Annotated in this window: 21 protein-coding genes; 10 read left to right on the top strand and 11 right to left on the bottom strand. The window is 70.0% G+C overall.

Features of this window, described 5'->3' with window-relative positions:
* Positions 1-15: 15 nt before the first annotated feature.
* The gene (locus ACLBXX_RS05290; protein ID WP_447657138.1) at positions 16-774 is read right to left on the bottom strand and encodes a PIG-L deacetylase family protein; all 759 of its coding nucleotides are present in this window, start codon (positions 772-774) and stop codon (positions 16-18) included.
* Between the two features lie 150 nt (positions 775-924).
* On the opposite strand from ACLBXX_RS05290, the gene ligM (ACLBXX_RS05285) reads away from it, so the two are divergent.
* Entirely contained in the window at positions 925-2,334 is a 1,410-nt protein-coding gene (gene ligM, locus ACLBXX_RS05285; RefSeq protein WP_447657137.1) for a vanillate/3-O-methylgallate O-demethylase, read from the top strand.
* A gap of 316 nt (positions 2,335-2,650) precedes the next feature.
* Here ligM (ACLBXX_RS05285) and ACLBXX_RS05280 read toward each other — a convergent pair whose 3' ends face one another.
* The 5 genes from ACLBXX_RS05280 to ACLBXX_RS05260 all read right to left on the bottom strand — a co-directional run bounded on the left by ACLBXX_RS05280 (position 2,651) and on the right by ACLBXX_RS05260 (position 9,082).
* Positions 2,651-3,430 carry a DUF1932 domain-containing protein gene (locus ACLBXX_RS05280; protein WP_447657136.1) on the bottom strand — a complete coding sequence of 260 codons (780 nt, stop codon included), beginning with the start codon at positions 3,428-3,430 and terminating at the stop codon, positions 2,651-2,653.
* Between the two features lie 10 nt (positions 3,431-3,440).
* Positions 3,441-4,337: an IclR family transcriptional regulator gene (locus tag ACLBXX_RS05275; RefSeq protein WP_447657135.1), complete on the bottom strand. Its 897-nt coding sequence runs from the start codon at positions 4,335-4,337 to the stop codon at positions 3,441-3,443.
* A 104-nt stretch (positions 4,338-4,441) separates the two neighbouring features.
* A complete protein-coding gene (locus ACLBXX_RS05270; protein ID WP_447657134.1) occupies positions 4,442-6,652 on the bottom strand; it encodes a hypothetical protein in 2,211 nt (736 codons plus the stop codon).
* A 132-nt stretch (positions 6,653-6,784) separates the two neighbouring features.
* Positions 6,785-7,564 carry an IclR family transcriptional regulator gene (locus ACLBXX_RS05265; protein ID WP_447657133.1) on the bottom strand — a complete coding sequence of 260 codons (780 nt, stop codon included), beginning with the start codon at positions 7,562-7,564 and terminating at the stop codon, positions 6,785-6,787.
* 126 nt (positions 7,565-7,690) lie between these two features.
* Positions 7,691-9,082 carry an aminomethyl transferase family protein gene (locus ACLBXX_RS05260; protein ID WP_447657132.1) on the bottom strand — a complete coding sequence of 464 codons (1,392 nt, stop codon included), beginning with the start codon at positions 9,080-9,082 and terminating at the stop codon, positions 7,691-7,693.
* A gap of 260 nt (positions 9,083-9,342) precedes the next feature.
* Here ACLBXX_RS05260 and ACLBXX_RS05255 point away from each other — a divergent pair, with 260 nt between their 5' ends.
* Genes ACLBXX_RS05255 through ACLBXX_RS05235 form a run of 5 tightly spaced genes read left to right on the top strand, consistent with a single transcriptional unit; the run spans position 9,343 to position 14,088 of the window.
* Positions 9,343-10,122: an ABC transporter ATP-binding protein gene (locus ACLBXX_RS05255; protein WP_387141769.1), complete on the top strand. Its 780-nt coding sequence runs from the start codon at positions 9,343-9,345 to the stop codon at positions 10,120-10,122.
* A complete protein-coding gene (locus ACLBXX_RS05250) occupies positions 10,109-10,819 on the top strand; it encodes an ABC transporter ATP-binding protein (RefSeq protein WP_387141766.1) in 711 nt (236 codons plus the stop codon). The genes ACLBXX_RS05255 and ACLBXX_RS05250 overlap by 14 nt, the downstream gene beginning before the upstream one ends.
* 2 nt (positions 10,820-10,821) lie before the next feature.
* The gene (locus ACLBXX_RS05245) at positions 10,822-11,703 is read left to right on the top strand and encodes a branched-chain amino acid ABC transporter permease (protein WP_310286436.1); all 882 of its coding nucleotides are present in this window, start codon (positions 10,822-10,824) and stop codon (positions 11,701-11,703) included.
* Positions 11,703-12,797 carry a branched-chain amino acid ABC transporter permease gene (locus ACLBXX_RS05240; RefSeq protein WP_387141762.1) on the top strand — a complete coding sequence of 365 codons (1,095 nt, stop codon included), beginning with the start codon at positions 11,703-11,705 and terminating at the stop codon, positions 12,795-12,797. The genes ACLBXX_RS05245 and ACLBXX_RS05240 overlap by 1 nt, the downstream gene beginning before the upstream one ends.
* Positions 12,798-12,819: 22 nt before the next feature.
* A complete protein-coding gene (locus ACLBXX_RS05235; protein ID WP_447657131.1) occupies positions 12,820-14,088 on the top strand; it encodes an ABC transporter substrate-binding protein in 1,269 nt (422 codons plus the stop codon).
* 143 nt (positions 14,089-14,231) lie between these two features.
* Here the strand turns inward: ACLBXX_RS05235 and ACLBXX_RS05230 are convergent, their stop codons facing one another.
* Complete coding sequence (locus ACLBXX_RS05230; protein ID WP_447657130.1) at positions 14,232-14,891, bottom strand: GntR family transcriptional regulator; 660 nt, start codon at positions 14,889-14,891, stop codon at positions 14,232-14,234.
* Between the two features lie 222 nt (positions 14,892-15,113).
* Between ACLBXX_RS05230 and ACLBXX_RS05225 the strand changes: the two genes are divergently transcribed.
* The 3 genes from ACLBXX_RS05225 to ACLBXX_RS05215 all read left to right on the top strand — a co-directional run bounded on the left by ACLBXX_RS05225 (position 15,114) and on the right by ACLBXX_RS05215 (position 19,994).
* Complete coding sequence (locus ACLBXX_RS05225) at positions 15,114-16,595, top strand: aldehyde dehydrogenase family protein (RefSeq protein ID WP_447657129.1); 1,482 nt, start codon at positions 15,114-15,116, stop codon at positions 16,593-16,595.
* Positions 16,596-16,641: 46 nt separating this feature from the next.
* A complete protein-coding gene (locus ACLBXX_RS05220) occupies positions 16,642-17,526 on the top strand; it encodes a PaaX family transcriptional regulator (protein ID WP_447657128.1) in 885 nt (294 codons plus the stop codon).
* A gap of 95 nt (positions 17,527-17,621) precedes the next feature.
* Positions 17,622-19,994 (top strand): DUF6351 family protein, encoded by a 2,373-nt coding sequence (locus ACLBXX_RS05215; protein ID WP_447657127.1) that lies wholly within the window; start codon positions 17,622-17,624, stop codon positions 19,992-19,994.
* 94 nt (positions 19,995-20,088) lie between these two features.
* On the opposite strand, the gene ACLBXX_RS05210 is transcribed toward ACLBXX_RS05215, so the two are convergent.
* The 4 genes from ACLBXX_RS05210 to ACLBXX_RS05195 form a co-directional block, all read right to left on the bottom strand.
* Positions 20,089-20,670: a PadR family transcriptional regulator gene (locus ACLBXX_RS05210; protein ID WP_447657126.1), complete on the bottom strand. Its 582-nt coding sequence runs from the start codon at positions 20,668-20,670 to the stop codon at positions 20,089-20,091.
* Positions 20,671-20,801: 131 nt separating this feature from the next.
* Positions 20,802-22,208, bottom strand: a complete 1,407-nt coding sequence (ligM, locus tag ACLBXX_RS05205) for a vanillate/3-O-methylgallate O-demethylase (RefSeq protein WP_447657125.1) — start codon at positions 22,206-22,208, stop codon at positions 20,802-20,804.
* A 69-nt stretch (positions 22,209-22,277) separates the two neighbouring features.
* On the bottom strand, positions 22,278-23,153 hold the full coding sequence (gene purU, locus ACLBXX_RS05200; protein ID WP_387141738.1) for a formyltetrahydrofolate deformylase: 876 nt from the start codon (positions 23,151-23,153) through the stop codon (positions 22,278-22,280).
* Entirely contained in the window at positions 23,150-23,971 is an 822-nt protein-coding gene (locus tag ACLBXX_RS05195) for a methylenetetrahydrofolate reductase (RefSeq protein WP_447657191.1), read from the bottom strand. The genes purU and ACLBXX_RS05195 overlap by 4 nt, the downstream gene beginning before the upstream one ends.
* 394 nt (positions 23,972-24,365) lie before the next feature.
* Here ACLBXX_RS05195 and ACLBXX_RS05190 point away from each other — a divergent pair, with 394 nt between their 5' ends.
* Positions 24,366-25,358 (top strand): ABC transporter substrate-binding protein, encoded by a 993-nt coding sequence (locus tag ACLBXX_RS05190; RefSeq protein ID WP_447657124.1) that lies wholly within the window; start codon positions 24,366-24,368, stop codon positions 25,356-25,358.
* Positions 25,359-25,362 lie beyond the last annotated feature (4 nt).

The following is a 25,362-nucleotide window of genomic DNA, read 5'->3' as shown; positions in this document are numbered from 1 at the left end:
ACGGACGCACCCCGCTCACGACAGCACCGAGGTGACCTGCGGGAAGTGCCGCATGTACGCCTCGCCCATGGTCTCGTGGGGAAGGCCGAGGTTCGGGCCCGCGTTGCGCTTGAGCTGCACTCCGCGGCGGACCGCGAGGTCGGTGTAGTACGACCACATGTGCTTCTGGGCGGGCAGGCACTCCATCGCGGCGCGCTTGCGCCCGAACGCCTCGGTGATGTCGAGGAGCACGTCGGGGGTGAAGTCGCACTGCTCGGGCTGGTGCGGCTCGAAGAAGAACACCGGCGGGGCGCCGATGATGTCGTCCTTGCCGGGGTAGCTGCCGTCCGAGTTCGCGACGCCGATCGCCTGAGCGAGCACGCGGGCCTCGAGCGCCATGCGCGCCGCCGCCGGGTGGTCGCCGTTGTAGGGATCGCGAAGCGTGTGCGTGAGCACGACGGTGGGCTGCACCCGCCGGTACAGATCGACCAGGCGCGAGACGGCGTCGCGCGACTCGACCAGGGGGTAGTCCCCGAGGTCGAGGAACTCGATCTCTGCACCGAGAGCGGATGCTGCGGCCTCGGCCTCGTCGCGCCGGATGCGCTTGATCTCGTCCAGCGACTTGCCGTCCAACCACTGGCTCGCCGACTCGCCGCGCTCGCCGTACGACAGGCACGCGACCACCGCGCGCTCGCCGCGGAGGGCGGCGGCCGCGATCGCTCCGCCCGCCCGCCACACGAAGTCGCCCGCGTGGGCGCTCACGACGAGGAGGGTGTCGACGGCGGTGTCTGTCATGGGGCCAGCGAACCATACCCGTGGCGAAATGGTCAACAAATTGTCTACAATCGTGGCGACCAAATACCTCTGGACGTAGGTATAGCCGCCACGTAGCATCGCGGTCAGGTCACCCGGAACGAACCACTGGACGAGGAAGTCGAGACAGGCATGGCGAGCAATCTGCAGCAGCTGATGGACGAACGGGGGAGCATCGTCGAGATGCTCCGCAACTCGCAGCTGGGCACGTACATCTACCCGGTGGTTCCGGCCGAGTTCACCAACTGGCGGCGCGAGCAGAAGGCGTGGCGCGAGACCGCGGTGCTCTACGACCAGACCCACCACATGGTGAACTTCTTCATGACGGGTCCCGATGCGCTCAAGCTGCTGTCCGACACGGGCATCAACTCGTTCGCGAACTTCCCGGTGAACACGGCGAAGCAGTTCGTGCCGACCTCGTCGACGGGCGGCGTGATCGGCGACGGCATCCTCTTCCACCTCTCCGAGGACGAGTACGTCTACGTCGGCCGCGCGCCCGGGGCGAACTGGCTGCAGTTCCACGCCGAGACCGGTGGCTACGACGTCGAGACCCGCTACGACGACCGCTCGCCGTCGCGTCCCTACGGCGAGGCCGTCACGCGCGAGTTCTACCGCTTCCAGATCCAGGGCCCGAACGCGTGGCCCATCATCGAGAAGCTCGCCGGCCACGAGGTCGAGCAGGTGCGGTTCTTCCACATGGGCGAGCTCGAGATCGCGGGTCAGCAGGTGCGCACGCTGCGCCACGGCATGGCCGGAGCGCCGGGCCTCGAGATCTGGGGCCCGTACTCCGAGCACGGCCGCATCCGCGACGCGGTGCTCGAGGCGGGCCGCGAGTTCGGCCTCGAGCCGTGCGGCTCGCGCGCGTACTCGTCGAACACGCTCGAGTCGGGCTGGATCCCGTCGCCGCTGCCCGCGATCTACACCGGCGGCGACATCGAGCGCCGCTACCGCGAGTGGCTGCCGGCGAACAGCTACGAGGCCATCAACGCGCTCGCCGGCTCGTTCGTGTCGGACGACATCGAGGATTACTACCTCAACCCGTGGGACCTCGGCTACGGCTCGTTCGTGAAGTTCGACCACGACTTCATCGGCCGGGAGGCCCTCGAGCAGGTCGACCCCGAGACGCAGCGCAAGAAGGTCACCCTCGCGTGGAACGACGAGGACCTCAGCAAGCTCCTGACGAGCGTCATCGACCGCGAAGGCCCCGGGTACCAGTTCTTCGACCTGCCGAACGCGAACTACGGCTCGTCGAACTACGACGCCGTGATCGACGCCGACGGTGACACCGTCGGCCTGTCGCTGTTCACCGGCGTCACCGCGAACGAGAAGCGCGGACTGTCGCTCGCGACCGTCGACCGCGACGTGCCGATCGGCGCCGAGGTGCGCGTGGTGTGGGGTGAGCCCGACGGCGGCTCGCGCAAGACCACCGTCGAGCCGCACGAGCAGCTCGCCGTGCGCGCCGTGGTGAGCCCGGTGCCGTACGCCGTGACCGCCCGCCAGGAGTACCACGGCGGCTGGCGCACCGCCGCCGCGGTGGTGTAGCCCCGGCGGGCCGTCGTCGCCGAGGTGGCGTGTGTGGACGCCTCGGCGCGGCGGTCGCAGCGACTGCTGTCACCTCCGTGGGCGAGCGCCGTGAGAAGGGGGCACGCGTGGTCGGCTAGGCGCGGCGATTGCGACGCGTGCTGTCACCTTCTCGGATTGGCGTCGTGCGGGGCCACCGAGGTGGCGCTCGTGGTCGTCATCCGTGCCGGTGACAGCGTGTCGCGCCACCTCCGCGCGGGGCCGTCGGGCGAAGGGGGCGACTCTGGTCGCGTCCGCGCTGCGATGGCGGCGTGGCACGCCACCTTCGTGGGCGGGCTCAGTCGTGGTCGCGCTCGGCGACGAGCCGCTCGAACCAGGCGAGGGTCGCGCGGGTCATGTCGGCGGGCTGGCCCGACGCCTCGAGCGCGGCGAGGGCCGCGCGCACCTCGTGCTCGCGGCGCACCGCGTGGGTGGTCGAGCCATCGACGAGGCGGTCGATGAGGGCCGCGCCGTCGGGCCCGAGCTCCTGGGCCATCTGCGCACGCAGCCAGTCCTCGGCGCCTACGGCGCGCGACGCGCCGAGCCCCTCGAGCACGAGCGCTGCGAGACCCTTCATGAACACGCTCCGCAGCAGCCGCAGGCGGGCTGCCTCGCCGGCGTCGCCGTCGACCACGTCGACCGGCACCTCGAACGGCCCGACCCGGGCGGCGAACTCGCGGGCTCCGGGTCCGCTCGCGAGCAGCGGCGTGCGGTGGCCCGCGCGCACCACGGGCGCCAGCACCGCGACGTCGGCCATCGCGAGCCCGCGGTCGGCGGCGAGCCGCGCGATGCGCTGCTTGAGCTCGGGTGCGGCGGTGTTGAGGTCGGCGTAGACGGCGCCCGCGGCCACGTGGGGAAGAGCGTCGCGGGCGACGGATGCTGCGGCATGGCCGGTCACGAGGCTCAGGGCGACGTCGGCCCCGGCGAGGGCGTCGGCGAGGGTCGCGAACTGCGGGACGTCGGGGTCGCCGAGGTCGTGTGCGGGGTCGAAGCCGCGCACCTCCGCTCCGGCGTGCGCGAGGCCGCGCGCGTAGCGGCGCCCGGCTTCGCCGAGACCGAGGACCGCGATCGTCGTCATGCTGCAGACCCTAGGGCACCGGCGCGGGGCCGAGGGCGGGGAGCTCGCCCGAGCCGCGTGGGTCGGCGTCGAGGCTCTCGAGGTATTCGAGCGACCGGCGCGACCCGCTCACCAGCGAGCGGATGCCATGGGTCCGCTCGTCGACGTCGGGCCGGTAGGCGACGGCGAGGTCGCGGGCGATCCCAGCCGCTGCGCGGCGCAGCAGCTCGGCGTACGCGTGCGTCGGGCCGCCGTCGTTGGGCAGGACGACGCCGATCGCCGCGTACACCGTGCCGCCGGGTCCGGTGACCGGCACGGCGATCCCGCGCGACTCGGGGTGGATGTGCCCCTCGGTGACGGCGTAGCCCTCCTCCCGCACCCGGCGCAGCACCGCGCGGAGCTCGGGGCCGGTGCGGATGGTGTGGTCGGTGTACCTCCGCAGACCGCCGGCGATGACGTCGGCGACGAGCGCCGCATCGGCATAGGCCAGCAGCACCAGCCCGCTCGACGAGGCGTGCAGCGGGATGCGGCCCCCGATCAGCGTCGCGTTGACGACGGCGTCGCGGGTCGACATCCGATCGATGAAGAGCACATCCCGCCCGCTCAGCACACCCAGCTGCGCGTGCTGCCGCACTCGCTCGTGCACCGCGCCCAGCCACGGGCGGGCGATCTCGCGCAGCCCGACCGCGCCGGGCGTGCGGCTCGCGAACTCCCACAGTCGCACTCCCAGGCGGTAGGTGCGATCCGGCAGGCGCTCGAGAAGCCCTTCGTGCTCGAGCTCGGCGATGAGGCGGTGCGCGCTCGACGGCGGAATGCCCGATGCGTCGGCGATCTCCGTCAGGGTGAGGAACGGATGCCACGCATCGAAGCTCTCGAGCACGCGCAGGTGCCGGTGAAGCACCGACTCTCCGGCCGATCCTCGTGCCACAGCATCCTCCTCGACGACGCGGCCATGCTAAACCGCGCCGGAACCCTGTCGGACCGTGCAGAGGGGGAGGCCGGCGCGCGCCGACCTCCCCCTCCGCCGGTGTGTCAGCTCGCGGCCGCGAGCGCCGCGATCGCCTTCACGACGTTCGAGTCGGCGGGCAGGCCCGACTTGCGGGAGGCGTTGTCGAGCTGCGCCACGACGGCCCGGCTCGCGGCGGAGCCGGCGGCGAGCTTCTCGGCCTGAGCCAGGTGCTTGCGCACCTCGCTCAGCGCCTTGCCGGTGAGCGTGCCGTCACGCTCGGCCTGGTCCACGTGCCGGAGTACGACCTCGATGCTCGGGCCGGGGAGCACGTCGAACAGCGTCTTCGCGATCTCGCGGTTCTCAGCCTGTCGCGCGGCGGTGTTGGGGTTCGTGCTGGCGGTGACGCCGAACAGCGGCCAGTTCAGCGGATCCATCGCCCACGACACCTGGTTGAGGTGGCTGTACGGGGCGTCGAGCGCCCCGAAGAGCAGGCCCTCGCCGCCGGCGAACGCCCCGCCCTTGCCGAGCCCGGCCGGCAGGCCCTGCGCGGTCGAGATCGGCGTGCCCTTGGTCCACTGCGACACCCAGTACAGGTACTCGGTGAGGCGGTCCCAGCCGGCGTCGGCGATGGTCACCTCGAAGGCTCCGGTGCTCCCGGAGACGGTGTACCAGTCGAGCGGGAGCCCGGCCCAGGCCGCCGCGCGGTTCGCGTCCTGCTGACGCAGGAACGTGTCGAGCGCCGCCTTCGCCTGCTCCGGCGTGGTCACCGAGGACACGTCGGCCAGCGTCGGCCGGTAGGACTTGTTCTCGTTCACCGTGAGCTCGAGCGAGGTCTCCATCATGTCGAGGAGGGTCCGCTTGACGTGGTCGGGGGTGAGGCCGAGTTCGTACGTGTAGTCGTCGCCCTTCTGCGCGAGGACCGCGGCGCTGAGGTACTGCCACTCCGCCAGGGCCGCGGGGTTGTTGCGCCCGCTCGTGATCCCGGTCTCGGCGGCGTATACGCCGTCACGGATCTTCTGGCGTGTGGGGTTGTACATCCACTCCGCGAGGTGGTCCGCCCGGAAGGAGTCGATGATGGGTGCGCTCGAGAACGTCGCGAAGACGTCGTCGCCGACGGCCGGGTCATCCGCGTACGCGCCGCCCGTCTGCGTGAGGCCGAGCGCGCCGATCTGCGCGAGCGAGTCGTAGTAGTCGGAGCTGTTGCCCCCGGCGGCCACCGCCGTGGTGAGACCGCCGCCACCGCTCATGCCCGTGATGATCACGCGCTCCGGGTCGCCGGGAAGGCTGCCGTAGACCTGGTTGTACTTGACGAACCGGATCGCCGCCTTGGTGTCGGTCATCGTGGCCGGCGAGTGTCCCTGATACTGGCCGTCGACCGGAGCGTCATTCATGCTGCGGGCGCCGTACGACACCATGATCATGCCCTGGTCGAGCACCTCGCCGATGACGTTGGGGTTGTTGTTCCCGCCGCCCTGGACGGTGTTGAACGCCAGGTTGCCCGTGGTGTACGCACCCCCGGGGACCACGGTCGAGATGAAGTTGTTCGACGTCCATCCGCCGTTGTTCGTGCGGAAGTAGGTCGGGCTGTCGGGCCGGACGTTCTGCGGCACGTAGATGCTGACCTTCTGCTTCGGGCTGTTCGGCGTCGCGGCGTACCAGCCCCAGTAGTGCGTCACCGTGAACGGCTGGCCGTTCAGCGTGACCGTGATCGTCCTCTTGCCGGTGTCGGATGATGCCGAGACGGCTCCGGCGGCGGTCTCGGTGATCGACCCGCCCTCGTAGGTGCTGACGTCCCACCATCCGGTGGCGGGGTCGATGTCGGCGGGGACGGACGGCCCGGCCTCGGCGAGGATCTGCCGCATCCATGCGTGGGCTTCGGCCGTGTTGACGTTCTCGGAGTGCGGGAGATTCATCACGAGCGTGAAGTTGAAATCGTCGATCTTGCCGGCGGCCTTCAGGTTCTCGAGGTTGGCGTAGAGGATCGCCTCGGGCGCGAGCGTCACGCCGTCGTCGGGCACGCCGTTGCGCACGTACCAGTAGTCCGCCGGGTCGGCCCCGGTCTGGTCCGTGCCGCGTGCCACGTCGGCGAGGTAGACGTTCGGCGTCGCCATCTTGCCCTGCTGTTCGAGAAGGGCGTAGGTGTCGGAGGCGGCGTACTGCGCCCAGGCGTCCAGCACGAAGGGCTTGAGGAAGACGTTCTCTTCCGGCTCGGTCGCAGCGGTGGCACCCGTCGCCGTCGATGCGACGAGCGCGGCAGCGGCCACGGTCGCGACCGCGTATCTCATCCTGCGCATTTGCTACTCCTCATTGAGTGGGGATCGGTGGCGATCTGGGATTGTCGCCACCTTTGGCGTCAATCTAGGACCGGGCTTGTGGCGGCATCCCGCAGATTCGCACCCAGTGAGAAAGTCCGCTCTCCGCGGGTGTCAGCGGTCGAATCGCTCGCTGAGCAGGGCGTGCAGCTGGTGGGCGGATGCCGCCACCATCGCGCTCAGCTCGCGCTCGCGGAATCGATGGACCTCGGTGACGACCCCGATCGCGGCGGCGGGAAGGTGCGCGACCCGGTCGAAGGCGACCGCGACCGAGGCGGTTCCGAGGCTCATCTCCTCGCGGGTGACGGCGTAGCCGCGAGCCCGTGATCGCTCGAGATCACGGACCAGCTCGCTGCCCGTCGTCAGCGAGAACCGGGTCTCCGGTGCGAGCCCGCCGCGGATGTAGGCGGCGAGCCAGTCAGCGTCCTGAGCGGCGAGCAGCGCCTTGCCGACCCCGGTCGTGTGCAGCGGGAACGCCCCGCCGATCCGGGTGAGCGTGGGTGACGACGACACGCCCACGGCGCGGGCGATGTAGAGCGCCCGCCCCGTCTGCGGGGTCCGCCCGTCGAGCACGGCCAGCTGGACGTTCTCGCCCGTCGCCTCGTACAGCCGGAGCATCAGCGGAAGCGCGGTCTCACGCAATTCGAGCAGGACCGGGCTCAGCTCTCCGACCTTCCAGAGCCGCAGCCCGACCGCGTACCGCTGGGGATGCACCTTGTCGACGAAGCCCGCCGTGAGCAGCTTCGCGAGCAGCCGGTGCACGGACGACACCGCGAGCCCCGTCCGCTGCGCGATCTCGGCCGCCGAGAGGATCGGCTCGTCGGCCGTGAAGCACTCGAGCAGCTCGAGCGCCCGCTCGAACACCCCGTCACGGCCGACCGGTCTGTCGGTCACGCTCCGCCCCCTCTCGGCGGGATGGCGGGGCGTCAGCCGAGCGAGGTGGCCCCGGTGTAAGGGACCGTACGAAGTCGGGCCGGGATTGTCAACGATTTTGGTGCAAGAATGCCGCGTCCCGGCGCGTCAGGATGCGTTCTGGCGATACACCGTCCGGGCGTAGTCGTGGTACGGCGCGGGCGCGACCGTCGCGCGGATGCGCACCTGGCGGTGATCGGCGTCGACGCCGTCCTTGCGCGAGATCGGGTCCTCGCCCCACACCACTTCGACCTCTTCGCCGTCGCGGATGCCGGCGTCCAGGGTCGCGAGCGACATGTAGAGCTGGTCGTACGCCACGTACCCGGCATCCGTCGAGATCCCCACGCGCTCGCCGTCCTTCAGGATCTCGTCCATCTGGTAGAGCCCGTACCGCGCCTTCGGGAAGTCGAGGTACTTGGCGGGCGTGCCGGGCTCGAGCTGCGAGCGCACGACCGCGGCGACGTCGTCGGCGTTCCAGATCAGCGTGACCTTGCGGCGGCGCTGGTTCTCGGCGTGCTTCTCGAGCGCCGCGCGCCCGTGGAAGTCGTGGTCGAATCGCACCGAGCGGCCGAGGCCGATGTCGAACGGCGTCATGTAGAAGTCGTGGATGTCGGTCGAGTACAGCGAGCCGCCCACCGAGCCGATGCGCGCCGCCGGCAGCCACGCGCGGTACTCCGCGAAGTCGTCGTCGAAGACGGCGGGGAACGGCGTCGGCACCCAGCCGGACTCGAGCGGCGACGACGAGTACGCCTTCGCCCCGACCCGGCGGATGCCGTACTCCTCACCCGCCTCCATCAGCGCCTCGAGCACGGCCTCGCTGTCCTCCCACGGGCCGTAGAACTCGAACCCGGGCTGCCCGGCCATGCCGTGGCGCAGCGCCTTCACCGGGCGTCCGGCGATCTCGACGTCGCCGATGTGGAAGAACTTGATCTCGGGCACCGGCCCGCCGAACACCTTCTCCATCACGAGGTCGGCGTGCGGTCCCTGCAGCTCGTACCGGTAGAACGTCGGCGGACCCTGGCGCATGTGCGAGTTCGCCTCGAGCCGGTAGCGCACGTCCTTGCCGAGCGCCTCCGCCTTCTCGATGTTGAAGCGCACCCAGTCGATGAGGATGTGGTGCCCGATGAGCACCAGGCCCTCAGGACCCTCGGAGTTGTAGAAGAGGATGCCGTCGCCGATGAGGTAGCCGTCCTGGTTGACCGAGATGAGCTGCTTGGCGACCCCTGGCCGGAACGTCGCGAACGTGTTGGGCGAGATCGAGCTCAGCAGCGGGATGAGGTCGGCGCCGTCGAGGAACAGCTGCGTCATGTGGTGCGACTGGTCCATGAGCGCCACCGACGTGTTCCATGCCCGCTGCTCGTCGCGCCAGTTCGTGAACTCCGGCGCCACCGGGAACGTGAACGCAGGCCAGTTCTGGTTGCGCAGCAGCTCCACGGGGCTGCCGGCGCGGTCGATCGCCTGGGCGAGCGACTCGGTCTGGGTGTCCGTCATCGTGGTCATCGTCGACCCTCCTTCGGGGTTGGGGAAGCTGCGGTCAGCGTAAGAGCGCTCCGGACCGCCTCGACAGGGTGATTCCGTTGAATGGAAACGGATGCTGCACCCCTGCGCCTCGCGGGACAGCATCGTGTCGAAGATCACGGTCGCGGAACTTCGCACCAAAATCGTTGACAATCTCGCCGCGAATCCGTAGTTTCCCAAGCACGGGGAGGACTCGACTCCTCGAACGACCACGACCACGCGACGACGCGAAAGGTGGGGCCATGGGCGCTCGGCTCGCAGTCCGCGACGTGAGCCTGCAGTTCGGCGGCGTCAAGGTGCTCGAGGACGTGACCTTCACCGTCGAGCCCGGCCAGATCTTCGGCCTCGTCGGTCCGAACGGCGCCGGCAAGACCTCGCTCTTCAACTGCGTGAGCGGCCACTACCGCCCGAGCGCCGGCTCGATCACGATCGACGACGACGAGGTGCTCGGCTCTCCGCCCGCGACCCTCGCGCGGCACGGCCTGGCGCGCACGTTCCAGCACCCCGCCCTGCAGCTGCGCGAGACCGTGCTCGAGAACGTGCTGCTCGGCGCGCACAGCCGACTGCCGGGCGGACCGGCGGAGTGGTCGCTGCGCCTGCCCCGCACGACCCGCTCCGAGAAGGCGCTCCGGCAGGAGGCGCTCGATCTCCTCGAGGGTCACGGCCTCGGCTGGGCCGCGCGCACGCGGGCCGACGAGCTGTCGCACGGACTGCACAAGGGCGTCGAGCTGTGCCGCGCCCTGCTCATGAAGCCGCGGCTGCTGCTGCTCGACGAGCCGGCGGCGGGACTCCCGCACTCGGAGGTCGAGCAGCTCATCGAGACCGTGCGGCGCGTCCGCGACGACGACATCACCGTCGTCATCGTCGAGCACAACATGGGCCTCATCTCCGCCCTCACCGACCGCGTCGTCGTGCTCGACCACGGCCGCAAGCTGATGGAGGGCTCGGCCGCCGACGCGCAGTCCGACCCGCGCGTGGTCGAGGCGTACCTCGGAAAGGACGCGGTCGATGACGCTGCTTGAGCTCGCCGACGTGCGCGCGTTCTACGGTCGCGTGCAGGTGCTCGAGGGCGTCTCGCTCACGGTCCCCGACGGCGGTGCCGTCGGCATCCTCGGCGCGAACGGCGCCGGCAAGACCACGACGCTGCGCGCGGTGTCGGGCACCGTCCGCTCGACCGGCACCATCCGGTTCGACGGCAAGGACCTCAAGGGCCTCCGGCCCGACCAGGTCGCCGCGCTCGGGATCGCGCACGTGCCCGAAGGCCGCGGCACGCTGTCCGACCTCACGGTGCGCGAGAACCTCCGCGTGGGCGCGTATCGCCGCAAGGACGCCAAGGCGATCCGGGCCGACGTCGACTACTGCCTCGAGCTGTTCCCGCAGCTCAAGGACCGCATCCGCTCGAACGGGTCTGCGCTGTCGGGGGGCGAGCAGCAGATGCTCGCCATCGCCCGGGCGATCATGGCCCGGCCGCGCCTGCTGCTGCTGGACGAGGCATCCCTCGGTCTCGCACCGGGCACCGCCAAGACCGTCTACCAGGCGATCGGGCGCCTGCGCGCCGAGTCGGGCATCGCGATGCTCGTCGTCGAGCAGAACGCCAACCTCGCCTTCACCCTCGTCGACAGCGCGACCGTGCTGGAGACGGGCCGCAATGTCCTGACCGGCTCGACCGCGGAGCTCAAGGGCATGGACGAGATCCGCCGCGCGTACCTGGGAGGCTGACGGTGGGCACCTTCATCCAGCTCGTGATCGACGGCCTCTCGACCGGGTCGATCTACGCGGCACTCGCCCTCGCGATCGTGCTCGTCAATCAGGCGACCGGCCTCATCAACTTCGCGCAGGGCGGCATGGCGGTGCTGTCGGCGTACATCGCGTGGGCCCTCAACGGCTTCGGCGTGCCGATCGTGCTCGCGATCCTCGGCGCGATCGTGGCGTCGTTCTTCCTGGGCGCGCTCATCGAGCGCTACCTCATCCGCCGGTTCGAGCGCGGCGACCCCGACACCGCCGTCGTCGTGACGATCGGCCTGCTGACCTTCATCACCGGACTGTGCGCCTGGATCTGGACGTACAACAACCGGCTCTTCCCATCGCTGTTCCCCCTGGAGACGATCAAGATCGGGGGAGCCGTGATCAGCGTCCGCTCGCTCGGCACGATCATCGTCATCGTCGTGATCATGCTGCTGCTGCAGGCGCTGTTCCTCGGCACCAAGCTCGGGCTGGCGCTGCGGGCGGTCGCGATCAATCCGGGCTCCGCCGCGTTCTCGGGCATCAACGTCGGTCGCAACCTCATGGTCGGCTGGGGCCTCGCCGCGGTGCTGGGCGCCGTCGCCGGCGTGCTCGTCGCGCCGCAGCTGACCCTCACCCCCGGGATGATGGACGGCGCGCTCGTCTATGCGCTCGCCGCCTGCATCCTCGGCGGCCTGTCGAGCCCGATCGGCGTCGTCGTGGCGGCGTGGCTCATCGGCGTGCTCGAGAACCTCGCCGCCGTCTACGTCCCCTTCATCGGGCACGACCTCAAGATCGCGGTGCCCTTCATCCTCATCTTCGTCGTGCTCATCGTGCGGCCACAGGGCCTGTTCGGCCGGAAAGCGGTGGTGCGCGTCTGATGCCTTCGACCGCGGAGTTCTGGACGCGCCCCTGGGTGAAGTGGGCGGGGGTCGGCCTCGTCGTCGTGCTGCTCGTCGTCGGGCCGCTGATCCTCCCCGAGTTCGCCAACCAGACGATCGCGCGCATCGGCGTCTTCGCCGTCGCCGTGCTCGGCCTCAACGTCGTGATGGGCTACACCGGCCAGGTCTCACTGGGACAGATCTTCTTCGTCGGGGTCGGCGCGTACGTCACGGCGTACGGCGTCAACCAGGACTGGAACATCGTCCTCGTGTTCGTCCTCGCGTGCATCGTGCCCGCCGTGTTCGGGCTCCTCGTCGCGCTCGCCGCGGCGCGCCTCGGCGGCCTCGCGATCGCCATGGTGACGATCGCACTCCCGCTCGTGGGCCTTCCGCTCGCGAAGCGCCTGTCGGAGTTCACCGGCGGATCCCAGGGCACCTCGGCCCGCTTCTCGAGCGCGCCGGAGTGGACCGGCCTCTACGACGACCAGTGGCAGCTGTACATCGTGATCCTCATCGGGGGCATCACGTTCCTGCTGACGCGCAATCTCGTGCGGGGCAAGTACGGTCGCGCCTTCGCCATCGTGAAGGGCAACGAGGCGGTCGCCGCATCCATGGGCGTCTCGCCCTACCGCTACAAGGTGCTGGCGTTCACGATCGCCTCGCTCATCGGAGGCGTGAGCGGCTTCCTCTATATGGTCGTGATCCAGTACACGTCGCCCGAGACGCTGCACTTCGGCCACTCGATCGAGCTGCTCGCCGCGATGGTCATCGGCGGTGCCGGCAGCATCATCGGCTCGCTCCTCGGCGGTGTCTGGTACGTGCTGCTGCCGCAGATCACGAACCTCATCGACCCCAACATCACCGCCATGCTCCAGGGCGCGATCCTCCTGGTGGTGCTCTTCATCCTCCCCGGCGGCCTGGTGTCGCTGCCGCGGCTGTGGCGGCGCCGGCGCCGCGATGACGGCGCCCCACGAGGCGGCGCGACCGGGCCTTCCGGACGGACGGATGCTGCAGCATCCGTCTCCGCCAAGACCGCCGCCGCAGACACCGCGGCCGTCACGGACCCACCCCCACCTTCACCGACGCAGTCATAACCCACACAGAGAGGCAGGACCCATGAGCACGAACCGCAGGAAGTTGCGCGTCGCCTCGGTCGTCGCCGGGATCGGCATCGTCGCCGTCCTCGCCGCCGGCTGCTCTCGCGGCGGCGGCACGCCCAACGAGACCGGCGACGGGACGGCGCAGGCGAGCCCCGGCATCACCGACACCTCGATCACACTCGGCATCACGACCCCGCTGTCGGGTCCGACCGCCGGTCCCGGCACGTGCACCGTCGCCGGCATCACCGCCTACTTCGGGGCCAAGAACGCCGACGGCGGCGTCGAGTTCGGCGACGGCAAGACCCGCAAGGTCGAGATCACGGCGCTCGACGACGAGTACGACCCGCAGAAGGCCAAGGCGAACTACGACCAGCTGAAGAGCAGCGTCTTCGCGATGACCGCGGGTCTCGGCACGCCCACCAACCGCGCGTGGCGCGAGGCCGCGATCGCCGACGAGGTGCCGCAGGCGCTGATCATGTCGGGCGACCCGATCTTCAGCGACCAGCAGGAGAGCCCGTGGTCGCTCGGCTTCGTGCCGATCTACCAGAACGAGGGCGAGGCCTTCGGCAAGCTGCTGGCGAGCTCGAGCGACGACCACACGGTCGCGATCCTCTCGCAGAACGACGACTACGGCGAGGGCTACGTCGAGGGCTTCAAGAAGGGCATCGAGGGCGCCGACAACATCGAGATCGTCAAGGAGCTCACGTACGAGGCCACCGACACCTCGGTCGACGCGCAGCTGACCGAGCTCGCCGGCTCGGGCGCCGACGTGTTCTTCAACGCCATGTCGATCACGCCGCTCGTCATCTCGTCGCTGCAGAAGACGCAGGAGCTCGGCTGGCTGCCCAGCTGGTTCCTCCCGTCGAACACGTCGAGCCCGTCCGCGATCCTCGAGCCCGGTGGGGCGGCGGCGTTCCCCGGCGTCTACACGGTGGCGTTCGCGCAGGCCGCGGCCGCGCCGACCTTCGCCGAGAGCGAGGACGGCGGCGCGTTCCTCAGCGCACTGAAGGAGTACGCGAACTACTCGGACGTCCCCGCGTTCCCGCACTGCGTCTGGTCGTACCAGGTCGGCGCGACGCTGGAGCAGGTCTTCGCGAAGATGACCGAGCCGACGCGCGACGACTTCATGACGCAGCTGCGCAGCATCAAGGACTATGTCGCACCGCTCATGCTCGAGGGCTCCAGCGTCGACACGACCGAGGACGGCCAGCCCGCCGTCTCGACCGTGCAGGTGCAGAAGTACAACGGCAAGGGCTACGCCCCGGCCGAGTCCTGGGGTCAGTGACCAGAGCCCTGCGAGGGGGCGGGCGGAGGCATCCGTCCGCCCCCTTCGGGCGCCGAGAAACCGCGTTCGCGCTCAGGAACCACGCCTGCCGTGGTGTCTCGGCGCGTTCGTGGTTTCTCGTGTGCGCTGAGCGCGGATGGGGCTCACTCCATGCCGTGGAGGACCTCGACGATGCCCGACAGGTGGGCGCGGGTCGCGGCCTCGGCGGCGTCGGGGTCCTTCGCGAGGATCGCGTCGATGATCGCGATGTGCTCCGGCGCCGACGTCGCGGCTCGCCCCGGGTGGAAGGCGAGCCGGAACTGGTGCCGCGCGGACTGCGCGCGCAGGCGCTCGAGCAGCTGGGTCGCCGTGCCGTGGTGGCTGAGGTCGCGGATGCGGCGGTCGAGCTCCTGGTTCAGGCGCGAGTACGCCATGAGGTCGCCCGATCCGATCGCGGCCTCGATGTCGGCGCGCAGCGCCCGGAGCTCGTCGGCGTCGCTGGGGGAGAGGTTCTCGGCGGCCTTGCGCGCGCAGAGGGTCTCGAGGCCGATGCGCACCTCGACGATCTCGATCGCCTCGTCGACCGTGATCGCCCGCACCCGTGCGCCGCGGTTGGGCAGGCGCTCGACGAGCCCTTCGCCGGCGAGGTTCAGCAGTGCCGTGCGCACGGAGGCCCGCGAAGCGCCGTAGCGCTCGCTGAGATCGGCCTCGATGAGACGCTGATGCGGTGCGAACTGCGCGTCGAGGATCGCCTCGCGGATCACCTGTGTCAGGTCGGGACGCTCGATCGTCTCGTCGTCGCTCAGCACTGCAGCATCCGTCATCTCGGCCAACCTCCTTCGGCGCCTTCGTCCGTGCACTGACACTATCTCGCGCGAAGCCGTTCAACGCGAAGAATCTCATACGAAATTCGCGCGAAAATCGTCGACAATCTTGATTCACGCGCATGGGAGAGGCACGCTGGGAGAGGTGTCGATCCGCGCCGACCCGAGGCGGATCCACGTTGGGCAACACGGAGAGGTGGGCGTTCCATGGGCGAGACGGCGATGGGGACTTCGGTCCGGACGGGCCTGTTCATCGGAGGTGAGGAGCGGTTCACCGAGGACGTGCTGACGATCCCCGATCCCGGCAAGCCGGGTGCGGTCGTGGGTGAGGCGGCGGCCGCGACGGAGTCGGATGTGAAGGATGCCGTCGCCGCGGCGAAGGCGGCCTTCCCGGCGTGGGCGGCGCTCACGCCGCAGGAGCGCGCGGCTGCGATGGCCGAGGCGATCGCCGGGATCGCCGACGACCGCGACGCGGACGCCGCTGTCCTCTCACAGGAGAACGGCAAGATCCGCATGGAGGCGTGGATCGACGCGCTCGTGTTCGAGATCCGCTGGAACCTCGCGCTCATGCTCGCCGACGAGGTCGACGCGTCCAAGACGCTGCCGCCGATCCCCGGTGCGATCCCGGTGTCGACCGACGTGACGTACCAGCCGCTCGGCGTCGTGACCGTGATCGTGCCCTTCAACTGGCCGATCGCGATCCTCGGTGCCGCGCTCCCGCACGCCCTGCTGGCCGGCAATACTGCGATCGTGAAGCCGCCGCCCTCGGCGCCGCTCGCGACGACCCGCGTGGTGCAGCGTGTGGCCGAGAAGCTGCCGCCCGGCGTGCTCAACGTCGTGACCGGGCGCGACCAGGACATGGCCGGCCTCATCCAGAGCCCCGACATCGCCAAGGTCTGCTTCACCGGATCGGTCAGCGGCGGCAAGCGGATCATGGAGATGGCGTCGAAGACCCTCACCCGCGTGACCCTCGAACTGGGTGGCAACGATGCGGCGGTGTTCCTCGACGACGCGATCCTCGACGACGCCCACCTCGACCGCCTGTACGCGGCGATCTACGACACGACGGGCCAGATCTGCATGAACGCCAAGCGCGTCTTCGTGCACCGGTCGCGTGCCGACGAGCTCGTCGCCGGGCTGTCCGCCCGCCTCGAGGCGGCGAAGCTCGGCTACGGCCTCGACGAGGGCACAACGATGGGGCCGCTGCACCAGCCGGCGCAGAAGGCGTTCGTCGACGAGATCATCCAGGAGGCGAAGGATGCCGGCGCCGACGTCCGCGAGTTCGGCGAACTGCCGGGCGGCGATCTGGCCGGCGGCAACTTCGTGCGACCCGCGATCGTCGTCGACCCGTCGCTCGAGCTGCGCGTGGTGACGCAGGAGCAGTTCGGCCCGGTGATCCCGATCATCCCGTTCGACGACGAGGCCGAGGCCGTGCGCCTCGCCAACGACACGTGGGGCGGCCTGTGCGGCTCGGTGTGGACGGCGTCGCCCGACGCGGCGCAGCGCGTCGGCTCGCAGCTGGAGTGCGGCTACGTGTGGGTGAACGACCACGGCGCGACCCGCCTCGACCTGCGCGCCCCGTTCGGCGGCATGAAGCAGTCGGGCTTCGGCCGCGAGCAGGGCATCGAGGGCGTCCGCGCCTTCCAGGACACCCGCTCGATCGCGACCCTCGACCCGGAGGTGCTCGCCTCGATGGCCCACTGACCCGCCGCGACGTCATCCCATCGGCGCCGGTGGGATGATGTCACGCATGACTCTCGCCGAGGACGGTGCCGGCTCGCCCGAGTTCCGCCGGGTATCGCCCGTTCGACAAGTGCTCACCGTCTTCGGCGACTACTGGTGGGGGGTCGAGCCGGCGCTCCCGACGGGGGCGCTGCTGACGGCCCTCACCGACCTCGGCCTCAAGGAGGCCGCGGCGCGCGCGACGCTGGCGCGCATGGTGCGCGGCGAGCTGCTGGAGGCCGAGCGCGCGGGCCGGCGGACCACCCACCGCCTGGCGCCTCGAGCCCTGGCGGTCGTCGACGAAGAGGCCGCCTGGCTGGAGTCGTTCGGGCTGGTCGAGCCGGCGTGGGACGGCCTGTGGACTGTGCTCGCGTTCTCGATCCCGGAGTCCGAGCGGTCCTCCCGCCACCTCGCGCGTTCGCGGCTCCGCTGGCTCGGGTTCGCCCCGTTGTACGACGGCGTGTGGGTCTCGCCGCGTGACCGCGCCGCCGCGGCGATGTCCGAATTGCGCGACCTGGGCGTGGGCGATGTCACGGTCATGCGGGCGACCTTGGAGACGACGGTGGCCGGGGGAGCGCAATCGGCGTGGAACCTCGATGACATCGCGGCCGAGTACCGGCGGTTCGCCGCGGCCATCGTGTCGTCGCCTCCGGGCGGGCCCGTCGTGGCGTTCGCCGAGCGCATGCGCCTCATGCTCGGCTGGCAGTCCTTCCGCCTCCTCGACACCGGCATGCCGGCCGAGCTCGTGCCGGCCGACTGGCCCCGAGTGGCGACCCGGCGCGCGTGGGCGCAGCGATACAACGACCTCGGTGATGCGGCAGAAGACCGCTTCCGTGCCGTCGTCGGGGAGATCGACGCCGGCCTCGTCGAGCTCGTGACGCGGCGAAGGATGCCCATGGAGGCCAATACTTGATCTTTCGTTGACGAGCGTCACGACTACTTCTACTCTGTCGCGTAGGAGGCAGCGCCGATGCTGCCGCCGTGACAACGACGTCGACGGAGGGTGCAATGAAGAGATCCAGAACAGGGCCGCTCGCGATGGGGGTGCTCGCCTCGGCGGGTCTGATCCTCGCCGGCTTGTCCCTGCCGACCGCGGTCAACGCCGCTCAGCCGGTCACGATCCAGATCGAATCGGGTCGCGCGGACAGCGTCTCGGGCGGCGACGCGCTGGTCTCGGTGGCCGGCGCCCGCGATGACTTCCGCGTCGTCTCCGCCGGCGTCGACGTGACCGAGGCATTCCATCCGGTCGACGGGCGCCTGATCGGGCTGGTCGAAGGCCTCCCGCTGGGTGTCAGCGAGATCCAGGTCACCAAGAAGAACGGTCAGGTGCAGGCGGCGCTCGAGGTCGAGAATCACCCCATCACGGGTCCGGTGTTCTCCGGGCCGCAGCATCCGATGTACTGCACGGCTTCCGGATCCGCGTGGAATCTCGGGCCGGTGGACGAGGACTGCCACGTCGCATCCGCCTCGGTGACCTATCGCTACCGCACGACGGCCGGGCAGTTCGCGAACTACCCGACCGACGGGTCCACCCCGGCGAACCTGGCGACGACGACCGTCGACGGCACCTCGGTCCCGTACGTCGTGCGCATCGAGCGCGGCACCATCAACCGCGGCGTGTACGAGACCGCCGTTCTCCACGTGCCGGGTGCCCCCGAGCCGGCGCCGTGGACGACGACCCCCGGCTGGAACGGCAAGCTCGTCTACACCTTCGGCGGTGCGTGCGGCGTCGGCTACTGGCAGGGCACCAGCACGGGCGGAGTGCAGAACGACCTCTTCCTCAGCCGCGGGTACGCCGTCGCATCGGCGACGTTCAACGTCTACGCGCAGAACTGCAACGACGTCACGAGCGCTGAGACCGCGATGATGGTCAAGGAGCACGTGGTCGAGCAGCTCGGCCCCATCGACTACACGATCGGCTCCGGCGGATCGGCGGGCACGATGCAGCAGCTGCTGCTGGCCAACAACTACCCCAGCATCCTCGACGGCCTCCTCGGTGAGATCGGCTACCCCGACGAACGGTCGACCACGATCGGCGGCCACGACTGCCGCGGCCTGACCAGCTACTGGAACTCGCCCACCGGCGCCGGCTGGACCAACGCCCAGAAGATCGCGGTCACCGGACACGCGGTTCCCGGCACGTGCAACGGCTTCACGCTGTTCGACGGCGTCGACGACCCGAACCGCGGCTGCAACGGGGCGATCCCGGTCGCCGACCGGTGGTCGCCGGCGAATCCTGGCGGCCTCCGCTGCACCATCGCGGACATGGTCAAGAACGTCTACGGGACGGATGCCGAGGGCCGCGGCCTGCGCGTGGAACCCGACAACGTCGGTGTCCAATACGGATGGAACGCCGTGCAGAGCCGTGCGATCAGCGTCGAGCAGTTCGTCTCGCTGAACGAGCAGGTCGGCGGCATGGGCATCGACGGCAACCGCACGGCGGCGCGGTCGGAGGCGAGCGTCGAGGCGATCGAACGGGCGTACGCGACCGGACGCATCAACATGATGACGGGCGGGCTCGCGTGGACGCCGGTGATCGAGATCCGCAACTACACCGACCCGACGGGGGACTTCCACGAACGCTACCGGTCGGCGATCATCCGGGAGCGCATGATCGCGGCCCACGGCGACGCCGGCACGCACGTCAATTGGACGGGCGCGAACATCGGCGCGAACACCAACCAGATGCGCGTGGCCGCACTCGACAAGCTCGAGGACTGGCTGGATGCGATCGTGGCGGCGGGCGGCCCGGGCGACCGTGCCCGCACCGTGGCCGCGCGGCCGGCGGACCTCGTCGACGGCTGCTTCGACGCGCAGATGGCGTTCATCGCCGAGCCGCTCGACTACGACGATCCGTCGACGGTGTGCAACACGCTGTACCCCTACCACTCGCAGCCGCGGGCGGAAGCGGGCATGCCGCTGATCGCAGACGGCCTGAAGTGCGCGCTGACGCAGCCGGTGCGCGGCGACTACCCCGCGATGAGCGATGCGCAGTGGGCGCGACTGCTCGCGACGTTCCCGTCGGGCGTGTGCGACTGGGATGAGCGGCCTCAGGGCTACACGGAGCTCGAGGGCACGTGGCTCGACTTCGGGACGACCGAGACGGTGACGGCGACGACGCCCCAGGTGGCCGGCACGCCCCGCGTCGGCGAGCAGGTGACCGCTCAGGTCGACGCCCCGACGGGCGCCGTGGTCGCGTACCAGTGGATCGCGGACGGCTCGCCGATCCCCGCGGCCACGCACGCGTCGTTCGCCCCCACGGCCGATCTCGTCGGTGCGCAGCTCCGGGTGCGGGTGACCGTGTCGGCGGAGGACCGCGTCTCCCAGACGCTGCTGTCCGCAGAGACACAGAAGGTGAAGAAGGCGCCCGGCAAGCCCTGACCCTCGCGCCGCATCCCCCGGGCCGACTCATCTGCCCGGGGGATGCGGCGTTCACGCCGGGCGACCGAGATCGCGGCCCCGCGCAGGCCGCGGCTCAGGGCTCGAGGCGGTCGACGAGGTCCAGGCCGCGGCGGGCCCAGGCGATCTCGCCCTGGGCGCGCTCGACGAGACCCTCGTACGCGAAGCGCTTGTAGGCGATGGTGCGCTCGCGGTCGGCGTCGGCCGTCACCTCGAGGCGCCGGACCAGCATGGGGTTGGCGACCGCGTCGATGCGTTCGAGCTCGCCCTCCCACTGCGCCAGCTCGCCCTGCCACTGGGCGATGTGCCGTTCGAGAAATGTGCGCGCGTCCGCGGGGGTCGCGGCCTCGAGGTAGGCCGCGCGCAGGTGGGCGGGATCACGCACGCGTTGGTAGTCGAGCGGAGAGCCCATCCAGTCGAGGAAGGCCTGCTCACCGGCATCCGTCACGTGGTACATCCGCCGCGTGCCGCGCTCGCCGCGCGTCTGCTCCTCGCCCTCGATGAGGCCGAGCTCCTCCATCTTGCGCAGCTCGGGATAGATCTGGGAGTCGGGCGCGTGCCATACGTGGCCGACCGACTGGTGGAACTGCTTCTGCAGGTCGTAGCCCGACAGCGGGCCGACCCGCAGGATCGCCAGCAGTGCGTAGCGCAGACTCATCGGATGCTCTCCTTCCTCGCCCGAGGGTAGCGGGCCGAAGACGGTGAGACCCCAGTCGACGGACGAGACCGCGGGGTTTCACCCACGGTCTCGTCCGCCGGCTGGGGTCTCAGCGGTGGTGCGGTGGTCGGTCAGGCCGGCTGGTACTGCGTGCGCCAGCCGCCGTGATAGGTCTGGCGGGCGACCGTCGAGTACGGCACGGGCGAGACGACCGCGCGGACCTCGAGCTGCTGGTGCGGCTCGACGGAGGCCTTCGTGGTGCCGCCGTTCGGCTCTCCCCACACGACCGTCACCTCGGCGCCCTCGGGCACATCGGGGTTGACCGTCGCCAGCGACAGCGCGCGCTTCTCGTTCGCGCTGTAGCCGGTGAACATCGAGAATCCGACGTTGTTGCCGTCGGCATCGGTCACCGCGTCGTAGTTCGCCGAGCCGTAGTTCGCCAGGGGCAGGTCGAAGAACTTGTAACTCTCGCCCTCGGTGTCGAAGAGCGACGCGAAGATCTTCGTGACGTCCTCGGCGTTCCAGGCGAGCGTGACCTTGCGGCGCTGCGTGGCGGGGTCGATCTGCTCCAGGGCGTCGCGGCCGATGAAGTCGTGGTCGAACTTCACGAACGAGCCGTAGCCGAGCTCCCACGGGGTCAGGTAGTAGTCCGAGATGTCATCCGACACGAACGAGCCGGCGAGGGTGCCGGTCGCCTCGTAGCTGTCGACGCCGAGCCACTCGCGGTAGCCGCGCTCGGCCTCGCCGGAGTAGATGGCGGGCAGCGGCGAGGGGATCCAGCCCGACTCCAGCGTGTTCGACGGGTACGCCCGCGAGCCGACCGGGACGAGCCCGAACTCGGCGCCCGCCTCGACGATGAGGTCGCGCACGCGGTGGTGGTCCTCGTACGGGCCCCACACCTCGAGGCCGGGGGCGCCGGCCATGCCATGGCGGAGCGTCCGCACGTTCGCGCCGCCGATCTGCATCTCGGACATGCTGAAGAACTTCAGCTGCTCGAGCGGTCCGCCGTTGAGCTTCTCGATGACGTTCCACGCCGCCGGGCCCTGGATCTGGAACCGGTAGTACCGGCGGCTCACCGCGTCGCCGTACGGGCGCGACGGCGAGCGGCGGTCGACAGTGATGTCGAGGTTCGAGTACCCGCCGGTCTCGCCGTGGTACAGCAGCCAGTTCGACGCGGGCGCGCGGCCGACGTAGACGTACTCGTCCTCCGCCTCGTGGAAGAGGATGCCGTCGCCGATGACGTGTCCCGACGCGGTCGTCGGCACGTACTGCTTGGCGCGGTTCACCGGGAAGGTCGCCACCGAGTTGATAGCCGTGTCGGAGATCAGGCGGATCGCGTCCGAGCCCTTCAGGAACACGTTGTCCATGTGGTGCGACTGGTCGTAGAGCACGGCCGTGTCGCGCCAGGCGCGCTGCTCCTTGATCCAGTTCTGGAAGTCCGCGGGGACCACCGGGTAGATGTACGAGCCGATCTGCGAGTTGCGCAGCATCTCGACGGCGTTCTGCGCGTCGAGCAGCTCCTGCAGATTCTTCGCCATGGGGAACCTCTCTGTTCGTGGGATGGAGTTCGGGGATGACGGATGCCTCGGCGCGAGGCATCCGTTCGATCAGGTGAAGACGATGGTGTGGTTGCCGTGTCGGATGACGCGGTCTTCGGCGTGCCACTGCACCGCGCGGGAGAGCACCGCGCGCTCGACGTACGCGCCGCGGGCCTGCAGGTCGGCCGCGGTCATCGCGTGGGTGACGCGGGCGACGTCCTGCTCGATGATCGGGCCCTCGTCGAGGTCCTCGGTGACGTAGTGGCTGGTCGCGCCGATGAGCTTGACGCCCCGTTCCTTCGCCTTGCGGTACGGCGCCGCGCCGATGAACGCGGGCAGGAACGAGTGGTGGATGTTGATCACCGGAACCCCGACGTTCTCGAGGAACGAGTCGGAGAGGATCTGCATGTAGCGGGCCAGCACGACGAAGTCGACGTTGCCCTTGAGCAGCTCGACGATCTTCGCCTCGGCGGCGGACTTGTCGGGTCCCTGCGACGGCACGTGGAAGAACGGGATGCCGAAGCTGCGGACGTCCTCCGCGGTGTTGGTGTGATTCGAGATCACCATCGGGATGGTGACGGGGAGCTCCCCGCGGCGGTGGCGCCACAGCAGCTCGAGCAGGCAGTGGTCGCTCGTCGAGGCGAGGATCGCCATGCGCTTGGGGATGGACTGGTCGGTGATCCGCCATTCCATGCCGAGGGGCCCGAGCGTGTCGTCGAGGTCGGCCTCGATAGCCGGCAGGGCGGCCTGCAGGTCGGGGCGGTGGAACACCACGCGCTGGAAGAACTCACCGCCCTCGGGATTGTCGGAGTACTGGTCGAGCGTCACGATGTTGCCCTCGTTGCGGGCCACCAGCGCCGTCACCGCGGCGACGATGCCCGAGCGGTCGGGGCCGTGCACGATCAGGCACGCATGATCGCGTCGCACATCGAGGTGGGTCGTCATCGGCGCGCCCCGGACGACTGCGCGGCGACGAACTCGCGCGCCCACTGCGAGGTCGCGGCGAGGCCCCCGAACGTGTAGAAGTGCAGCTTCACGTCGCCCGACTTCGGGTCGTCGGAGAGCAAGGTGGCGAGGTCCGACACGAAGCGGTCGGGTCCGGCGGTGCCCATGAGGTTCGTGAGCGAGAACCCGTACTTCTTCACGATCATGGCGTTCGCGCCGATGCCGAAGCGGCGGGCGAACCCCAGCAGCCGCTTGATGCCGGCGGGGCCGGGCGTGCCGATGCGGATCGGCGCGTCGATCCCGCGGGCGCGCACCGAGTCGATCCACGTCATGACGGGATCGGTGTCGAACGCGAACTGGGTCAGGATCACGGCATCCATTCCCTGCTGCGCGAGCGCGAGCGCCTTCTCGTCGAGGTGACTCCACAGCACGTCGTCGGAGATGTCGGGGTGACCCTCCGGGTATCCGGCGATCGAGACCTCGCGCACCCCGAACTTCTGCAGCACGCCCGAGCGGATCACGGTGAGCGAGTCCGGGTACGGGCCCTCGGGCTCGGCCGGGTCGCCGCCGACGGCGAACACGTGCTCGGTGGCACCGACCTCCTGCAGCCGGCCGAGGAACTCCTCGAGCTCGGCCTGCGACCGCAGCCGGCGGGCCGAGAGGTGGGGGACCGGCACGAAGCCCATCTCCTTGACCGCCTTCGCCGCGGCGACGCGCATCTCGAGGTCCTCGTTGCCGAGGAACGTCACGTTGATCTTCGTCCCCTGCGGGATCATGTCGCGCGCCTCTTCGAGTCCGGCGATGTCCTTGCCGGTCATCTCGAGCGAGAAGCCGTCGACGAGAGCTGCGGCCTGCGGGGAGACGGGAGTCTGGTGTGCCACTGATCGAGGTCCTTTCCTCGGCGCGGGCGCCTTCGCACCGCGGGGAGTGATGTCAGATTACCTATGGCCATAGGTAATGGCAATAGCCAATGGTTGGCGATGCTCTGCCATCCTCCGGCGCTGCGAGTCCCGGCTGCAGAGGTCCTTCCGATGAACGGATGCCGCGGGCCATGGTTCAATAAAATCGTGACGGGCGTCACAAAACAGTTGACAATGATGCGCGTCTGGCGGACGATGACTTGTGTCCGGCACGCCGCGGTGAGGACTCCGAGTCCCGTTGGACGGAACCGCGGCCGCCGGCATCCCCCGCACCGTCACGAGAGGCCCGTCAATGAAGAAGAGTCTTGTCACGCTCGGCGTTCTCGCCGCCGCCGCGCTCGCCCTGAGCGGCTGCACCGATTCCGCCGCCGACCCCGAGTCCACCTCCACCTCGACCGGCGACGCCGGCGGCTCGGGCGAGCTCACCGCCGTCCGCGTCGCCGCGCTGCCCATCGCCGAGACCGGCGCGCTGTGGGCGGCCATCGACGAGGGCATCTTCGAGGAGCACGGCCTCGAGATCGAGGTCGTGCCCGCCCAGGGCGGTGCGAACGCGATCCCCGCGCTGCTCAGCGGCGACATTCAATTCGCCATCGGCCAGCCGTTCGGTCCGATCCGCGCCGACCAGCAGGACCTCGGCGTCGTGATCGTCGGCAATTACGCGAACAGCCTCGCCGACGGGACCGACGTCAACGCGGTGGTCGCGCTGGGCGATTCCGGCATCACCCGGCCGGCGGATCTCGCCGGCAAGAAGGTGTCGGTGAACACCATCGGCGCCGCCGGCGACCTGACGATCCGCAAGGCCGTCCAGGACGACGGCGGCGACCCCTCGACGATCGAGTTCGTCGAGGTCGCCTTCCCGGACGTTCCGGCGCAGCTCGAGGCGGGCACCATGGACGCCGCGTGGGCGCCCGACCCGTTCCGCGCGATGGTCGTCGGTGGCGGCGGTGTGTCGGTCGTGCAGCCGTACCAGGCCACGATCCCTGGGCTCTCGGTGCTCACGAACATCACGACGCAGGCGCTCATCGACGAGGATCCCGACCTCGTGACGGCGTACTCCGAGGCGATGGCCGAGGCGCTGGACTGGGCGGCTGACAATGAGGACGCCGTCCGCGCCGCGATCGCGACCAACCTCGACATCCCGGAGGAGGCCGCGGCGGGCATCACGCTCCCCACCTTCACGTGGGATCTCGCCGGCGCCGGTATCGAGGACCTCGGTGCACTCGCCGTCGAGTTCGCCTACATCGATGCCGAGCCCGACTACGACCGCCTGCTCCAGCAGCGGTAGCCGC

The organism is Microbacterium sp. C23T (assembly GCF_053345975.1).
Note: the sequence above shows the minus strand (reverse complement) of the source record. Positions and strands in the feature narration are given on the sequence as shown.

What these genes read in the sequence shown, in the direction of transcription:
- ACLBXX_RS05290 (WP_447657138.1), bottom strand. Translation starts at nt 774, where the DNA reads ATGACAGACACCGCCGTCGACACCCTCCTCGTCGTGAGCGCCCACGCG.
- ligM (WP_447657137.1), top strand. Translation starts at nt 925, where the DNA reads ATGGCGAGCAATCTGCAGCAGCTGATGGACGAACGGGGGAGCATCGTC.
- ACLBXX_RS05280 (WP_447657136.1), bottom strand. Translation starts at nt 3,430, where the DNA reads ATGACGACGATCGCGGTCCTCGGTCTCGGCGAAGCCGGGCGCCGCTAC.
- ACLBXX_RS05270 (WP_447657134.1), bottom strand. Translation starts at nt 6,652, where the DNA reads ATGCGCAGGATGAGATACGCGGTCGCGACCGTGGCCGCTGCCGCGCTC.
- ACLBXX_RS05260 (WP_447657132.1), bottom strand. Translation starts at nt 9,082, where the DNA reads ATGACCACGATGACGGACACCCAGACCGAGTCGCTCGCCCAGGCGATC.
- ACLBXX_RS05255 (WP_387141769.1), top strand. Translation starts at nt 9,343, where the DNA reads ATGGGCGCTCGGCTCGCAGTCCGCGACGTGAGCCTGCAGTTCGGCGGC.
- ACLBXX_RS05250 (WP_387141766.1), top strand. Translation starts at nt 10,109, where the DNA reads ATGACGCTGCTTGAGCTCGCCGACGTGCGCGCGTTCTACGGTCGCGTG.
- ACLBXX_RS05240 (WP_387141762.1), top strand. Translation starts at nt 11,703, where the DNA reads ATGCCTTCGACCGCGGAGTTCTGGACGCGCCCCTGGGTGAAGTGGGCG.
- ACLBXX_RS05235 (WP_447657131.1), top strand. Translation starts at nt 12,820, where the DNA reads ATGAGCACGAACCGCAGGAAGTTGCGCGTCGCCTCGGTCGTCGCCGGG.
- ACLBXX_RS05230 (WP_447657130.1), bottom strand. Translation starts at nt 14,891, where the DNA reads ATGACGGATGCTGCAGTGCTGAGCGACGACGAGACGATCGAGCGTCCC.
- ACLBXX_RS05225 (WP_447657129.1), top strand. Translation starts at nt 15,114, where the DNA reads ATGGGGACTTCGGTCCGGACGGGCCTGTTCATCGGAGGTGAGGAGCGG.
- ACLBXX_RS05220 (WP_447657128.1), top strand. Translation starts at nt 16,642, where the DNA reads ATGACTCTCGCCGAGGACGGTGCCGGCTCGCCCGAGTTCCGCCGGGTA.
- ACLBXX_RS05215 (WP_447657127.1), top strand. Translation starts at nt 17,622, where the DNA reads ATGAAGAGATCCAGAACAGGGCCGCTCGCGATGGGGGTGCTCGCCTCG.
- ACLBXX_RS05210 (WP_447657126.1), bottom strand. Translation starts at nt 20,670, where the DNA reads ATGAGTCTGCGCTACGCACTGCTGGCGATCCTGCGGGTCGGCCCGCTG.
- ligM (WP_447657125.1), bottom strand. Translation starts at nt 22,208, where the DNA reads ATGGCGAAGAATCTGCAGGAGCTGCTCGACGCGCAGAACGCCGTCGAG.
- purU (WP_387141738.1), bottom strand. Translation starts at nt 23,153, where the DNA reads ATGACGACCCACCTCGATGTGCGACGCGATCATGCGTGCCTGATCGTG.
- ACLBXX_RS05195 (WP_447657191.1), bottom strand. Translation starts at nt 23,971, where the DNA reads ATGACCGGCAAGGACATCGCCGGACTCGAAGAGGCGCGCGACATGATC.
- ACLBXX_RS05190 (WP_447657124.1), top strand. Translation starts at nt 24,366, where the DNA reads ATGAAGAAGAGTCTTGTCACGCTCGGCGTTCTCGCCGCCGCCGCGCTC.